The sequence below is a fragment of the Bordetella ansorpii genome (assembly GCF_900078315.1).
GTDB lineage: Bacteria > Pseudomonadota > Gammaproteobacteria > Burkholderiales > Burkholderiaceae_B > Bordetella > Bordetella ansorpii.
This window is the reverse complement of sequence record NZ_FKBS01000007.1, coordinates 268,653-282,176: the sequence shown is the minus strand read 5'-3', so window position 1 is coordinate 282,176 and position 13,524 is coordinate 268,653. Positions and strand designations below refer to the sequence as shown.

General features: G+C 68.4%; 13 protein-coding genes. 11 read left to right on the top strand and 2 right to left on the bottom strand.

The genetic code is table 11. From position 1 onward, the window contains the following. Positions 1-17: 17 nt before the first annotated feature. From A7W11_RS03665 to purU, 5 genes are all read left to right on the top strand, one after another. Entirely contained in the window at positions 18-641 is a 624-nt protein-coding gene (locus A7W11_RS03665) for a gamma-glutamylcyclotransferase (RefSeq protein WP_082887071.1), read from the top strand. Positions 642-723: 82 nt separating this feature from the next. Then, complete coding sequence (gene pdxH, locus A7W11_RS03660) at positions 724-1,356, top strand: pyridoxamine 5'-phosphate oxidase (RefSeq protein ID WP_066408243.1); 633 nt, start codon at positions 724-726, stop codon at positions 1,354-1,356. Between the two features lie 28 nt (positions 1,357-1,384). Beyond that, positions 1,385-1,897 carry a flavin reductase family protein gene (locus A7W11_RS03655; protein ID WP_066408233.1) on the top strand — a complete coding sequence of 171 codons (513 nt, stop codon included), beginning with the start codon at positions 1,385-1,387 and terminating at the stop codon, positions 1,895-1,897. Between the two features lie 15 nt (positions 1,898-1,912). Further along, entirely contained in the window at positions 1,913-3,022 is a 1,110-nt protein-coding gene (locus tag A7W11_RS03650; protein WP_066408231.1) for an NAD(P)/FAD-dependent oxidoreductase, read from the top strand. A gap of 16 nt (positions 3,023-3,038) precedes the next feature. Further along, the gene (purU, locus tag A7W11_RS03645) at positions 3,039-3,893 is read left to right on the top strand and encodes a formyltetrahydrofolate deformylase (protein ID WP_066408228.1); all 855 of its coding nucleotides are present in this window, start codon (positions 3,039-3,041) and stop codon (positions 3,891-3,893) included. Between the two features lie 69 nt (positions 3,894-3,962). On the opposite strand, the gene A7W11_RS03640 is transcribed toward purU, so the two are convergent. Both A7W11_RS03640 and A7W11_RS03635 read right to left on the bottom strand, forming a co-directional pair. Beyond that, positions 3,963-5,783 carry a glycoside hydrolase family 15 protein gene (locus A7W11_RS03640; protein ID WP_066408221.1) on the bottom strand — a complete coding sequence of 607 codons (1,821 nt, stop codon included), beginning with the start codon at positions 5,781-5,783 and terminating at the stop codon, positions 3,963-3,965. Positions 5,784-5,837: 54 nt separating this feature from the next. Further along, positions 5,838-6,659 carry a glucose 1-dehydrogenase gene (locus A7W11_RS03635; protein ID WP_066408219.1) on the bottom strand — a complete coding sequence of 274 codons (822 nt, stop codon included), beginning with the start codon at positions 6,657-6,659 and terminating at the stop codon, positions 5,838-5,840. Positions 6,660-6,923: 264 nt separating this feature from the next. On the opposite strand from A7W11_RS03635, the gene A7W11_RS03630 reads away from it, so the two are divergent. The 6 genes from A7W11_RS03630 to A7W11_RS03605 all read left to right on the top strand — a co-directional run bounded on the left by A7W11_RS03630 (position 6,924) and on the right by A7W11_RS03605 (position 13,442). Further along, positions 6,924-7,988, top strand: coding sequence for an extracellular catalytic domain type 1 short-chain-length polyhydroxyalkanoate depolymerase (locus tag A7W11_RS03630; protein WP_235816791.1), 1,065 nt, complete (start codon positions 6,924-6,926; stop codon positions 7,986-7,988). A gap of 187 nt (positions 7,989-8,175) precedes the next feature. Further along, positions 8,176-9,693 (top strand): amidohydrolase family protein, encoded by a 1,518-nt coding sequence (locus A7W11_RS03625; protein ID WP_066408217.1) that lies wholly within the window; start codon positions 8,176-8,178, stop codon positions 9,691-9,693. 36 nt (positions 9,694-9,729) lie between these two features. Continuing rightward, a complete protein-coding gene (locus tag A7W11_RS03620; protein WP_066408212.1) occupies positions 9,730-10,830 on the top strand; it encodes an ABC transporter substrate-binding protein in 1,101 nt (366 codons plus the stop codon). A 10-nt stretch (positions 10,831-10,840) separates the two neighbouring features. Beyond that, on the top strand, positions 10,841-11,704 hold the full coding sequence (locus A7W11_RS03615) for an ABC transporter permease (RefSeq protein ID WP_066408209.1): 864 nt from the start codon (positions 10,841-10,843) through the stop codon (positions 11,702-11,704). Next, positions 11,701-12,564 carry an ABC transporter permease gene (locus A7W11_RS03610; protein WP_082887063.1) on the top strand — a complete coding sequence of 288 codons (864 nt, stop codon included), beginning with the start codon at positions 11,701-11,703 and terminating at the stop codon, positions 12,562-12,564. The genes A7W11_RS03615 and A7W11_RS03610 overlap by 4 nt, the downstream gene beginning before the upstream one ends. A gap of 62 nt (positions 12,565-12,626) precedes the next feature. Continuing rightward, positions 12,627-13,442, top strand: a complete 816-nt coding sequence (locus A7W11_RS03605; protein WP_066408610.1) for an ABC transporter ATP-binding protein — start codon at positions 12,627-12,629, stop codon at positions 13,440-13,442. Positions 13,443-13,524 lie beyond the last annotated feature (82 nt).

The window sequence follows — 13,524 nt, the reverse complement described above, 5'->3', positions numbered from 1 at the left end:
AAGAGAAACAGGCCTCGATGCAGGCCGCCCTGAAAGACTGGCCACCCGGCCAGGACGTCTGGATATACGGCTACGGCTCGCTGATCTGGCGCCCCGAGTTCGACTACCTGGAACGCCGCCTGGCCACTTTGCGCGGCCATCACCGGGCGTTGTGCCTGTGGTCGCGGGTCAACCGCGGCACGCCCGAATGTCCCGGTTTGGTCTTCGGCCTGGACCGCGGCGGCTCGTGCCGCGGCGTGGTGTACCGCGTGGACGGCAACCAGGTGCCCGGATTCTTTCCCGCCCTCTGGAACCGCGAGATGTCCACCGGCGCCTACCTGCCGCGCTGGCTGAACTGCAACACCCCCGAAGGCGATGTAAAAGCGCTGGTATTTGTCATGAACCGCGCCAATCCCGCCTATGTCAGCGCGTTGCCCGAGGAAGAACTGGTCGCCGTGGTGCGGCGCGCCTCGGGCCGCTACGGCCCGTGCACCGACTACATCATGGAAACCGTGCACGCGCTGCGCGGCTCGGGCATACGCGACGCGCGCCTGGAAAACGTGGCCGCCCGCCTCGAGGGCGCCATGCAGGAAGACGCCGCTGCACGTGCGCAGGCCGGCATGGCAACCCGCGCCGCCACCGCCTCCGTGCCGGCAAAGTAAACCCGGCCCCATGGGCATCCCCCGGCGCGCCGGGGCCTAAGCGGTACACTGGAACATTCCCGCCCACCCGGTGTTTACCCCCATGTCCGTCTCCGATCTGCGCCAGAGTTACGACAAAGGCGTGCTGCTGGAAGACGAGGCCGCCGCCTCGCCGTTCGATCAATTCAGCCTCTGGTTCGACCAGGCGCTGGCCGCCCGCGTGCCCGAGCCCAACGCCATGACGCTGGCCACGGTCGACGCCGATGGCCAGCCCTCGGCGCGCATCGTGCTCATCAAGGGCTACGACGAACGCGGCTTCGTGTTCTTCACGAACTACGAATCGCGCAAGGGCCGCGAGATCGCCGCCAATCCGCGCGCCGCGCTGCTGTTCTTCTGGCAGCCGCTGGAGCGCCAGGTGCGCATCGAGGGCCGCATGGAATTCACCTCGGCCGAGGAATCCGACGCCTACTACGCCAGCCGTCCCGTGGGATCGCGCCTGGGCGCCTGGGCGTCCGAGCAAAGCCGTCCCGTCACGCGCGACGTGCTGGAAGCGCGCGAGCGCGAGTACCGCGACCGCTACGGCGACCAGCCGCCGCGTCCGTCGCACTGGGGCGGTTATCGCCTGGCGCCGACCGCCTTCGAGTTCTGGCAAGGCCGTCCGTCGCGCCTGCATGATCGCCTGCGTTACCGGCCCGATGGCAAGTCGGGCTGGCAGATCGACCGACTCGCCCCCTGAGCCCGCCACGCCGCAGCCCGCCGCACCGATGTCCTCCGTTTCCGCTTCCAGTTTCGACGCGCCCTACTTCCGCCATGCCCTGGGCCGTTTCGCCACCGGCGTCACCGTGGTCAGCATGGCCATGCCCGACGGCACGCCCATCGGCATGACGGTCAGCTCGTTCAACTCGGTCTCGCTCGATCCGCCATTGGTGCTGTGGAGCCTGGCGCGGAAATCGTCGTCGCTGGATCTGTTCCGCGCCTGCGAGCGCTATGTGGTCAATGTGCTGTCGGCCGAACAGATCGCGCTGGCGCGGCGCTTCGCCACGGGCATCACCACCGAGCGCTTCAAGGGCCTGCCGATGAGCCACGCGCCCGACGGCACGCCCATGCTGACGGACTGCGCCGCCTGGTTCGAATGCAGCAACCGTGCGCAGTACGCCGAGGGCGATCACCTCATCATGGTCGGCCGCGTGCTGCATTGCGGCCATACCGACGCCGCGCCGCTGGTGTTCCATGCCGGCGGCTTCGACCTGACCCCGGCCGCGCAGCGCCAGGACTGACAGAACAATACGAACATGGACATCGACTGCATCGTCATCGGCGCCGGCGTCGTCGGCCTGGCCGTGGCCCGCGGGCTGGCCCTGCAAGGCCGTGAAGTGCTGGTGGCCGAAGCCTCGGAAGGCATCGGCACCGGCACCAGCTCGCGCAACTCCGAAGTCATCCACGCCGGCATCTATTACGCCGCCAACAGCCTGAAGGCGCGCCTGTGCGTGCGCGGCAAGCATCTGCTGTACGAATACTGCGATGCGCGCGGCGTGCCGTACCAGCGCCTGGGCAAGCTGATCGTCGCCACGTCCGACGAAGAGGCCGGCCAGTTGGCAGGTATCGCGGCCCGCGCGCTGGCCAACGGCGTGGACGACATGCGCCGCATCGACGGCGCCGAGGCCCGGCGGCTCGAGCCTGCATTGCGCTGCACGGCGGCGCTGGTGTCGCCGTCCACCGGCATCGTCGACAGCCATGCGCTGATGCTGGCCTACCAGGGCGATGCCGAGAACGCGGGCGCGCAGTGCGTGTTCCACACGCCCATGCAATCGGCCCGCGTGCTGCCCGGCGGCGGCTTCGAGGCGCGCTTCGGCGGCGCCGAGGCCATGACGCTGACCTGCAATGTGCTGATCAACGCGGCCGGCCTGCAGGCGCCCACGCTGGCGCGCCGCATCGAAGGCCTGCCGGCGGACACCGTCCCGCGCGAGTACCTGTGCAAGGGCAGCTATTTCACGCTGGCGGGCCGCGCGCCGTTCTCGCGCCTGATCTACCCCGCGCCCGCGCCCAACCATGCCGGCCTGGGCGTGCACCTGACGCTGGACATGGGCGGCCAGGCCAAGTTCGGTCCCGACACCGAATGGATCGAGACCGAGGACTACACGCTGGATCCCCGGCGCGCCGATGTGTTCTACGATGCGGTGCGCCGCTACTGGCCTGCCCTGCCCGACGGCGCGCTGGCGCCCGGCTACACGGGCATCCGGCCCAAGATCTCGGGCCCGCACGACCCCGCCGCGGATTTCGCCATCGCCGGCCCCGCCGCCCACGGCGTGCCCGGCCTGGTCAATCTGTACGGCATCGAATCCCCCGGACTGACGGCCAGCCTGGCCATCGCCGAAGAAACCCTGCAACGACTCAACCCCTGACCTCGCCCTTTTCGCCATGCAGCACAACGACTACATCCTGACCCTGTCCTGCCCCGACCGCACCGGCATCGTCTATCGCGTCAGCGGCCTGCTGTTCGAACTGGGCTGCAACATCCTGGATTCGCAGCAGTACGGCGACGAAGAGACGGGCCGTTTCTTCCTGCGCGTGCACTTCGACCTGCCGCAGGCCATCACGCACGAATCGCTGCGCGAGCGCTTCGCCACGATGGCCGACGGTTACTCGATGGACTGGCAGATCCACGACGCGCGCTACAAGCCGCGCCTGCTCATCATGGTCAGCAAGCAGGGCCACTGCCTGAACGACCTGCTGTTCCGCGTGCAAAGCGGCCAGCTGCATGCCGAGATCGCGGCCATCGTCTCGAACCACAACGATTACGCCGCGCTGGCCGCCTCGTACGGCATTCCGTTCCATCACCTGCCGGTCACGGCGGACACCAAGGCCCGGCAAGAGCAGCAGGTGCTGGACCTGGTGGCCAGCGAGCGCATCGACCTGGTCGTGCTGGCGCGCTACATGCAGATCCTGTCCGCCGACCTGTGCCGCGCGCTGGAAGGCCGCGCCATCAACATCCACCACAGCTTCCTGCCCAGCTTCAAGGGCGCGCGCCCGTATCACCAGGCGCACGCGCGCGGCGTGAAGATCATCGGCGCCACGGCGCACTACGTCACGTCCGACCTGGACGAAGGCCCGATCATCGAGCAGGACATCGAGCGCGTCGACCACAGCATGACCGCGCAGCAACTCACGCAGGTGGGCAGCGACGTCGAATCGCTGGTGCTGTCGCGCGCCGTGCGCGGCCACGTCGAGCACCGCATCCTGGTCAATCGCAACAAGACGGTCGTGTTTCGCTGACCCCCCGGCCGCGCGGCGGTCTCCGGCATTGCCAATGAATGTGGACGTCGGAAAGCAGCGGGGAACTTGTCACTCCTTCGGCGCCTTGCGCGAGGAGCGCTGCTTCGCCGGCCCGTTCGCGCGGCCCAGGTTGTAGGCGGTATTCACCAGCCCGATGTGCGAGAAACCCTGCGGGAAATTGCCCACCAGGCGATGCCGAGCCACGTCGTATTCCTCGGCCAGCAGGCCCAGGTCGTTGCGCATGCCCAGCAGGCGCTGGAATAGCTGCTCGGCGTCGTTCAGCCGCCCTTGCAGCACGTAGGCGTCGGCCAGCCAGAAGCTGCACGCCAGAAACACGCCTTCGTTGCCAGGCAGCCCATCGTCGGTATGGTCGGTGGAATAACGCAGCAGCAGGCCATCGCGCAGCAATTCCCGTTCGACCGCGCGTATCGTGCCCTGCACGCGCGGATCGTCGGGCGGCAGGAATCCCACCAGCGGAATCAGCAGCAGGCTGGCATCCAGCCCCTTGCCGCCGTAGTACTGCACGAAGGTATTGCGCCGGGCGTCGTAGCCATGGGCGCAGATGTCGTCGCGGATCTCGTCACGCACGCGGGTCCAGCGCTCCACCGGACCTTGCAGGCCGAACTGCTCGCACGACTTGATGGCGCGGTCGAACGCCACCCAGCACATCAGGCGCGAATGCGTGAAGGCGCGCCTGGGGCCGCGCACTTCCCAGATGCCGTGGTCCAGGCTTTTCCACAATTCTTCCAGCGGCTGGATCAGCACGTTCTGCAGCCGCCAGGCTTCGGCCAGCGGCGCCAGGTCCGCGGCACGCGCCGCATGCAAGGTCTCGATCAGCTCGCCGTACACGTCCAGTTGCAGTTGGTCCGCCGCGGCATTGCCTACGCGCACCGGCAGGCTGCCCTCGTAGCCGGGCAGCCACTGCACCTCGTGCTCCGGCAACCAGCGCTCGCCGGCGATGCCATACATGATCTGCATCTGCTTGGGATGGCCCGCCACCGCGCGCAGCAGCCACTGCCGCCACGCCTCGGCCTCTTCGCGATAGCCGGCGTTCAACAGCGCGTACAGGGTCAGCGAGGAGTCGCGCAGCCAGCAATAGCGGTAGTCCCAGTTGCGGCTGCCGCCCAGCTCCTCGGGCAGCCCCATCGTCGGCGCGGCGATGATGCCGCCGGTGGGCTCGAAGGTCAGCAACTTCAGCGTGATCAGCGACCGTACCACCGCCTCGCGGCGCTCGTCCGAGCCTTCCCAATGGCAGCGGCGCGCCCATTGCTGCCACCACGACACCGTGCGGTCCTTGCTTTCCAACCGGTCGGGCACGAAATGCGGCGTCTGGTGCGAGCGGTGGTACGACAGCGTGAACGGCACCGACTGCCCTTCCCTGACCGTGAAATGCGCCATGCTGCGCATGTCCTCGCCCTTCAGGTCCACCGAGGTATGCAGCTCGACCGCGTCGGGGCCGGAGATGGCGCTCAGGCCGTAGTCGCGCCGACGCACCCACGGCACCGCCTGGCCGTAGTTGAAGCGCAGCACCAGCTCCATGTCCATGTCGACCTTGCCCGCCACGCCGCACACGATGCGCACCACGTCCACGCGCGATTCGTCGTCGCTGATGGGCATGAAGTCGCATACCGTGGCCGTGCCGGTGGCGCTTTCATAGCGGGTTTCCAGCACGGCCGTGTCGGGAATGTAGCGGCGCGTGATGCGGCATTGATCGCACTTCGCGGGCGCCAGCCGCCAGTGGCCGTGGCGCTCGTCGCCCAGCAGCGCGGCGAAACAGGCGGGCGAATCGAAATGCGGCAGGCACAGCCAGTCGATGGAACCGTCGCGCGATACCAGCGCGGCAGACAGCATGTTGCCGATCAGGCCGTAGTCTTCCAGGGGCTTGGACATGGACACTCCTTTGGCCGGAACCGTGATGGACTCGGAAATGGCGATGCCGCGCCATCAACCCGCGCCGCGGAACTCCGGATACAGCGTCATGCCGCCATCGACGAACAGCGTCGCGCCCGTCACGTAATCCGAGGCATCGGAAGACAGCCACACCGCCGCGCGCCCGATGTCCTCGGGCTCGCCGATGCGGTCGTACGGAATCAGTTTCAACAGCTCCGCCATGGCCTGGTCGGTGCCCCAGGCCGCCTGGTTGATGGGCGTGCGGATCGCGCCCGGAGCGATGCTGTTGACGCGGATCTTGCGCGGCGCCAGCTCCTGCGCCAGCGAGCGCATCAGCAGCGACACGCCGCCTTTCGAGGCCGCATAGTTCGCCTGGAAGGCCCACGGGATGACCTCGTGCACCGAACTGATGAACAGGATCTTGCCCGCCGATGCCCCCTTGGGCGGCGGCTCGGGCCAGCGCGCCAGATAGGCGCGCGCCGCGGCGCGCGCGCACAGGAACTGGCCGGTCAGGTTGACGTCGATGACGGCCTGCCACTGCGCCAGCGTCATGTCCTGGATGGGCGCGGGCTGCTCGATGCCCGCATTGTTCACCAGGATGTCCAGCTCGCCCAATTGGGTGTGCACGTCGGCGAACATCCGCTGGACCTCGTCCTCGCGGCTGACGTCGCCCAGCACGGGCACGGCCTGGCCGCCCGCCCGCGCGATCTCGGCCACGACGTCGTCGGCGCGTTGCCGGCCGTCTTTCGCATCGCGGTAATTGACGGCCACCCGCGCGCCCGCCCCCGCCAGTGATATGGCCACCGCACGGCCGATGCCGGACGTGGCGCCGGTGACCAGGGCCACGCGGCCCGCAAGTTCCTGCGTCTGGGACATGCTGTCTCCTTGGCATGATGCCCATGCACTGACATGCCGCTGAACTTTCTGGCGGCCGCCGTTTCATGAGCCACTCATGGATCAGACCACGATGGCAAGAGAAGTTTCCCGTCGGTTGTTTGCCGTGTGATTCGATAGTTTTCCAAGGGGCGCCATATGCTGCCGCAATGCACCATCGTGCGCGTACACTGGCCGGTATCCAGGATCTCAGCGGAACTCTTTCCCGATGCGGCACCGCAACGCTCCCCTCCGCGTTTCCTGCGCATGCCGATGAAGCGCGGCTTCGCCAGCCTGTTCTTCAAGGCCGCGCGCAACATGACGCGGCTGCAGAGCAAGATGGTGCGCGCCGGCACGCGCACGCTGGCGGCCCAGGCCAAGGCCGGCGCCAGGCGGGCAAAGGCCGCGCCGCGCAAGGCGCCGGCAACACCAGGCCCCGCATCCTGGGCGTTCGGCCTGGGCACATGGCAACCCTCGCTGCAGGTCGCCGCCCCCGGCGGACGCCGGCTGGCCTACGCACGCTATCAGCCAGCCGGCCCGGTCAAGGGTCTGCCCTTGCTGGTGATGCTGCATGGCTGCCGCCAGACCGCCTCGGATTTCGCGCGCGGCACGCGCATGAACCTGCTGGCCGACCGTATGGGCTTCGCGGTGCTCTATCCCCAACAGGCGCAGTCCAGGCAATCGCAGCGCTGCTGGCGCTGGTTCGAGCCTGGCCGGGGCGGACGCGAGGATGCCGACGCCATCGCCGCGCTGATACGCGTCGAGATCGCACGCCACGACCTGGACGCGCGTCGCGTGTATATCGCGGGGCTCTCGGCGGGCGCGGGCATGGCCGCGCTGATCGCCCTGCGCCATCCGGATCTGGTCGCCGCCGTGGCGCTGCATTCCGGCGTGGTGATGGGCAACGCGCGCAACGCCGTGGACGGCTTGAGCGTGATGCGGCGCGGCACCTTGCGCGCGCCCGGCGCCCTGGTCGGCGCCGTCGCGCATCCCGAGGCCTTCCGGCTGGGCATGCCCGCGCTGATCCTGCATGGCCAGCGCGACAATGCGGTCTCCGTGCGCAACGCGCAGCAACTGGCCGAGCAGTTCCGCCACCTGAATGGCCTGCCGCCCGGCGACTCCGTTGCACGCGTGCTGGCCGAGGGTACCAAGCGCGAGTACCGCCGCGTGGACACGCTGCGCGGCCGCACGCCGGTGGTGCGGCTGTGCGAGATTCCCCGGTTGACGCATGCCTGGAGCGGCGGCGACGGCGCCATCGAGTACCACGCGGATACGGGCCCGGACGCCTCGGTGCTGCTGTGGCAGTTCTTCAGGCGGCACACACGGCCCTGAGGCGATGCCTTGGCCACCGCCATCCAGTACGGCCGCCTGCAATCGCCCCGCGCCATGACGCCGATCTTCCCGCCGGTCATACGCTAATGGCGCATTAGAAAATGCCCAAGTAAGTAATACCGAATCGTTCGTTTGCGGCGCGCCGGCCCTGCCGTAGCGTATCCGGACCCCCTACCGGAGAACCGCCATGAATGATCGACTCGGCCGTGTGCACGCTTCCCGTTCGGCTGCCGTCAAGGCCACGCTGGACTATCCCGTCATCGACACCGACGTGCACGTCAACGACTACGCGCCCGTGCTGGAAGACTACGTGCAGCACTATGGCGGGTCGAAGCTGGTGGACGCCTTGCGCAAAGCCTTGGGCTCGCGCTTCGTCACCCGCGGCGCGGGCAAGGATTGGTATCAGCAGACGCCCGAGGAACGCCAGCATCACCGCACGCTGCGGGCCCCGTGGTGGGCGCGCGTCACGCGCAACACGCTGGATCTGGCCACCTACACGCTGCCCGAACTGCTGTACGAGCGGCTGGCGGAGCAAGGCGCCGACTACTCCATCCTGTTTCCGAACGACGTGCTGGCCCCGCTGGCCGCGCGCGATGGAGAACGCCAAGCCCTGCACCGCGCCATCAACCACTTCCATGCGGACCAGTACCGCAAGTACAGCGAACGGCTGACGCCGGTGGCCGGCATACCGATGAACACGCCGCAGGAAGCCATCGAGGAACTGGAATTCGCGGTGAAGACGCTGGGCCTGAAAGTCATCAACATTCCAGGCGGCGTGCGCCGGCCCATCAAGGCCATCGCGCAGAAGTACCCCGCCGAACAGTTCCCCGAGATCGCCAAGTACGCCTCGTACATCGACTTCTACGGCATCGACAGCGAGTACGACTACGACCCGTTCTGGGCCAGGGTGGTGGAACTGGGCGTGCCCGTCACCACGCACTACGGCAGCCAGGGCTGGACCGGCCGGCAGTCCATCAGCAACTACATGTACAACCACATCGGCCACTTCGCCGACGGCTCTCAGGCCTTCGCCAAGGCCTTGTTCTTCGGCGGCGTCACGCGCCGCTTTCCGAACCTGCGCGTCGCCCTGCTGGAAGGCGGCGCGGACTGGGGCGCACACGTCTACGCGCATCTGGCGGACCGCTGGGAGAAGCGCAACCGCGACGCCGTGCAGAACTACAACCCCGAGCTGGCCGATGCCGAATTGCTGCACGATCTGTTCCAGCGCTACGCGCCGGATTTCCTGAAAGCGCCGGGCGCCGATCCCGCCCGCCTGGTGCAGGACAGCCTGGGCATCTCCGCGCTGCCGCACAGCCGCGATCCCCGAGGCGCGGAACTGGACGACTTCGCCGCCGCCGGCATCGAGAGCGTCGAGGACATCCGCAAACGCTGGGTCGACAGCTTCTACTTCGGCGCCGAAGCCGACGACCGCACCGTGTCCGCCGCATTCAACACCCGCGTCAATCCGCTGGGCACGCCCATCAACGCCATCTGGTCCTCGGACATCGGCCACTGGGACGTGCCCGACCTGACCGAACCCCTGGCCGAAAGCTGGGATCTGGTCGAGCAGGGCGTGCTGAGCGAAGCCGAATTCAAGGCCCTGGTGTTCGGCAATCCGTACCGCCTGTACACCGAGGCCAATCCCGACTTCTTCAAGGGCACGGCCATCGAACACAGACTGGCCGACCGCCGCGCCGCCGCCTGAACGGCCGCCCTCCGCAACGACCAAGGAACACGCATCATGAAGCTTCTGAACACCGCCAGCCGCCTGCTGGCGTTGCCGGCCATCGCCCTGGCGCTGGGCGCCTTCTCCACGAACGCCATCGCCGCGCCGCCCGAGGTCATACGCATCGGCGTGGCCACCGCGGGCGGCGGCGATCCCATCACCTGGGGCGGCTCGCCCGGCAGCGTGGCGCGCGCCAACCACTGGCTGGAAGAGGCTTTCGAGCCGGCCGGCGTGCGCATCGAATGGCTGTTCTTCAAGGGCGCCGGTCCCGCCGTCAACGAAGCGCTGTCGAACAGGCAGATCGACTTCGCCTACCAGGGCGACCTGCCCTCGGTGGTGGGCCGCGCCAACGGCCTGAAGACCCGCATCCTGCTGACCAGCGGCGCGCGCAACAACCTGTACGTCGTCACGCCGTCCGACTCCGCGCTGCGGTCCATCGATCAGTTGAAGGACCGGCGCGTGTCGCTGTTTCGCGGCACCAACGGCCATCTGGTGGCGATCAACGTGCTGGCCTCGCGCGGCCTGACCGAACGCGACATCAAGGGCGTGAACCTGGACACGGGCAGCGCGCAGGCCGCGTTGGTATCGCATGGCGTCGATGCCGCGTTCGGCGGCTACGAATGGTTCAAGGTGCGCGATCAGGGCCTGGCCAAGGTGATCTATTCCACGCAGGGCCAGGATCCGTCCTTCACTCGGCAGGCCTCGCTGCTGGTGCGCGACGATTTCGCGAAGGAGCATCCCGCCGAGGTGCAGCAGGTGGTCGACGTGTTCGTGCGCGCCGCGCACTGGTCGTCCGACGAGAAGAACCGCGAGGCGCTGTTCCGCATCTGGGAGAAGAGCGGCACGCCGTATGCCTCGTGGCAGGCCGAGTTCAAGGACCAGGACCTGCGCACGCGCAACTCGCCGCTGGCCGACGCCTTCATCGTGGGGCGCTACCAGGCCGTGGCTTCCGACGCGCTGAAGGCCAAGCTGGTGCGCCGCGAAGTCGCGACGGACGGCTGGTTCGACACCAGCTTCCTGCAGGCCGCGCTGAAGAAGCAGGGCCTGGAGCACTACTGGACCGCCTACGACCCGCAGGGCCGCGAAGCGCCCGAAGCGCACGCCGCGGCGAAATAAGGAGCGGCCGATGAATCATCCCTCGATACTCGCGCCGGCGCTGCCCTCGGGCACAGGCCTGCCTTCACTGACCCGCGCCCCCGCCGCCGCGCTGCGCCGCACGGTTCGCCGCGTGTCCCTGCGCGTGCTGCCGTGGCTGTTGCCACTGGCCTTGCTGGCCCTGTGGCAGGCCGGCGCCGAAGGCGGCTGGATCTCGCCCCAGGTGCTGCCGCCGCCCGCCTTCGTGTGGCAGACACTCAGCGACCTGGCCACCAGCGGCGAGCTGTGGACCCACCTGCAAGCCAGCCTGCTGCGCGTGGTCACGGGCTTCGCCATCGGTAGTCTTCTGGGTCTGGCGCTGGGCTCGGCGATGGGCCTGTCGCCACGGTTGCAGGCCTACGTGCTGCCCACCTTCAACGCGCTGGTGCAGATCCCCGTACTGGCCTGGCTGCCCTTCGTGCTGCTGTTGGTCGGCATCGGCGAACCCCTGAAGTACATCCTGATCGCCAAGGCGGCGCTGGTGCCCGTCACGCTGAACACGCTGCAAGGCTTCCGGCAGACGCCCCAGGGCTTGCGCGAAGTCGGCCGCGTCTACGGCTACACGCGCCGGCAGGAAGTGCTGGAGATCGTGCTGCCGCACGCCGTGCCCACGCTGTTCACCGGCCTGCGCCTGGGCTTCACCAAGGCCTGGCTGTCGCTGGTGGTGGTGGAACTGGTGGCCTCCAGCGAAGGCATCGGCTACCTGATCGTGTACGGCCGGCAGTTGTTCCAGTTGGACCTGGTGATGGCCGCCGTCATCGTGGTGGGCGCCATCGGCTACGCCATCGACCGGCTGCTGGATCTGTCGGAGCAGCGTCTGCTGCGCCATCGCCCGGCGCACGGAGCACGCTCATGAGCGCCGACGTGGAATATCTGCAGGCCGCGCTGGGCCCCAGGGGCAGGCTGGCGCCGCGCGCCGATGAACCGCTGCAACGCCCCGGCGTCCTGCGCCGCCTCGCGGCCAGCGGGCGCTGGCGCGGCCTGGTGGTGCCCGTGATCGCCATCGCGATCTGGTGGGCGCTGGCCGCCGCGGGCGCCGCCAATCCCGCCTTGCTGGTCTCGCCGGCCAAGGTGCTGGCCACCGCCGCCGAATACGTGTCGGGCGGCAAACTGTGGCGGGCGCTGTCGTCCAGCCTGGCGCGCGAACTGGCGGGCTTCGCCATCGGCACCGTGCTGGGCCTGGCGCTGGGCGCGCTGCTGGGCCTGTCGGCACTGTTCGACCGCATCGTCGGCCCCAGCTTCAACACCTTCAAGCAGATCTCGCTGTTCGCGTGGATTCCGCTGATCTCGGTGTGGTTCGGCCTGGGCGACACGGCCAAGGTGGTGTTCCTGTCGCTGGCCGCGCTGGTGCCCGTCGTGGTGAACACCTGCGACGGCATCCGCAACGTGCCGGCCAACCTGCTGGAGGTGGCGCGGGTCTATCGCTACACGCGCTGGCAGACCATCCGGCTGGTGGTGCTGCCCTCGGCCGTTCCCTCGATCTTCACCGGCATCTATCTGGCGCTGATCTATTCGTGGCTGGCCACTATCGGCGCCGAGTACCTGCTGGTGTCCGGCCTGGGCATGGGCAATCTGCTGATCGAAGGCAGCGAACACTTCCAGATGGACCTGGTGATCTTCGCCATGTTCGTGGTCGGCCTGATCGGCTGGGCCATGAACGCCTCGGCGCGCGCGCTGGAACGGCGCCTGGGCCGATGGCGCGGCACGCAGGCCTGATCCCTCGCCTCGGGGCCGCCGTCGCGCGGCGGTCCTCGCAACCCGACATCGAAAGGAATGCCATGACCGAGACCCTGACCGACATCCCCTCGCGCGCCGCGCCCCAGGGAGATCACAACCGCCTGCAGATACAGGGCGTGAGCAAGCGCTACGCCAGCACGCAGGCCGAGGGCGGCACGCTGCAGGTGCTGCAGGACATCGACCTGGACGTGCCCGCCGGCCAGTTCGTCAGCATTGTCGGCGCCAGCGGCTGCGGCAAGTCCACACTGCTGCGCCTGATCCTGGGCCTGGACACCGGATACGACGGCCGCATCCAGTTCGACGGCGTCCCCATCCGCGGCACCGGCCTGGACCGCGGCATCGTGTTCCAGGACCATCGCCTGTTCCCGTGGCTGAACGTCGAGCAGAACATCGAAGTGGGCCTGCGCAACGCCGGCCTGGCGCACGCCGAGAAACGCGAACTGGTGGCCGGGCACGTGGCCCTGGTCGGCCTGCAAGGCTTCGAGCAATCCTATCCGCATCAGCTTTCCGGCGGCATGGCGCAGCGCGTGGCCATCGCGCGCGGCCTGGTCAACCGGCCGCGCGTGCTGCTGCTGGACGAGCCCTTCGGCGCGCTGGACGCGCTGACGCGCTCGCGCCTGCAGCACGAGCTGCAGCGTATCTGGCAGCAGGAGCGCATCACCATGCTGCTGGTCACGCACGACGTGGACGAGGCCGTGTTCCTGGGCGACCGCGTGGTGGTCATGCAACCGCATCCGGGACGCATCCGCCGCACCGTGGAAGTGGATCTGCCACGGCCCCGCAGCCGCAGCGATCCGGCATTCATCGCGTTGCGCGACGACGTGCTGGCGGACTTCAGCGAGCCTGGCGGGCATTGAACACCGCCTGACCGCTTCTCCTGCCCGGCGCATGTCTTCGCGCCGGCATTCTCCCGTTCTTCACCGTCCCTTCACAAACTTC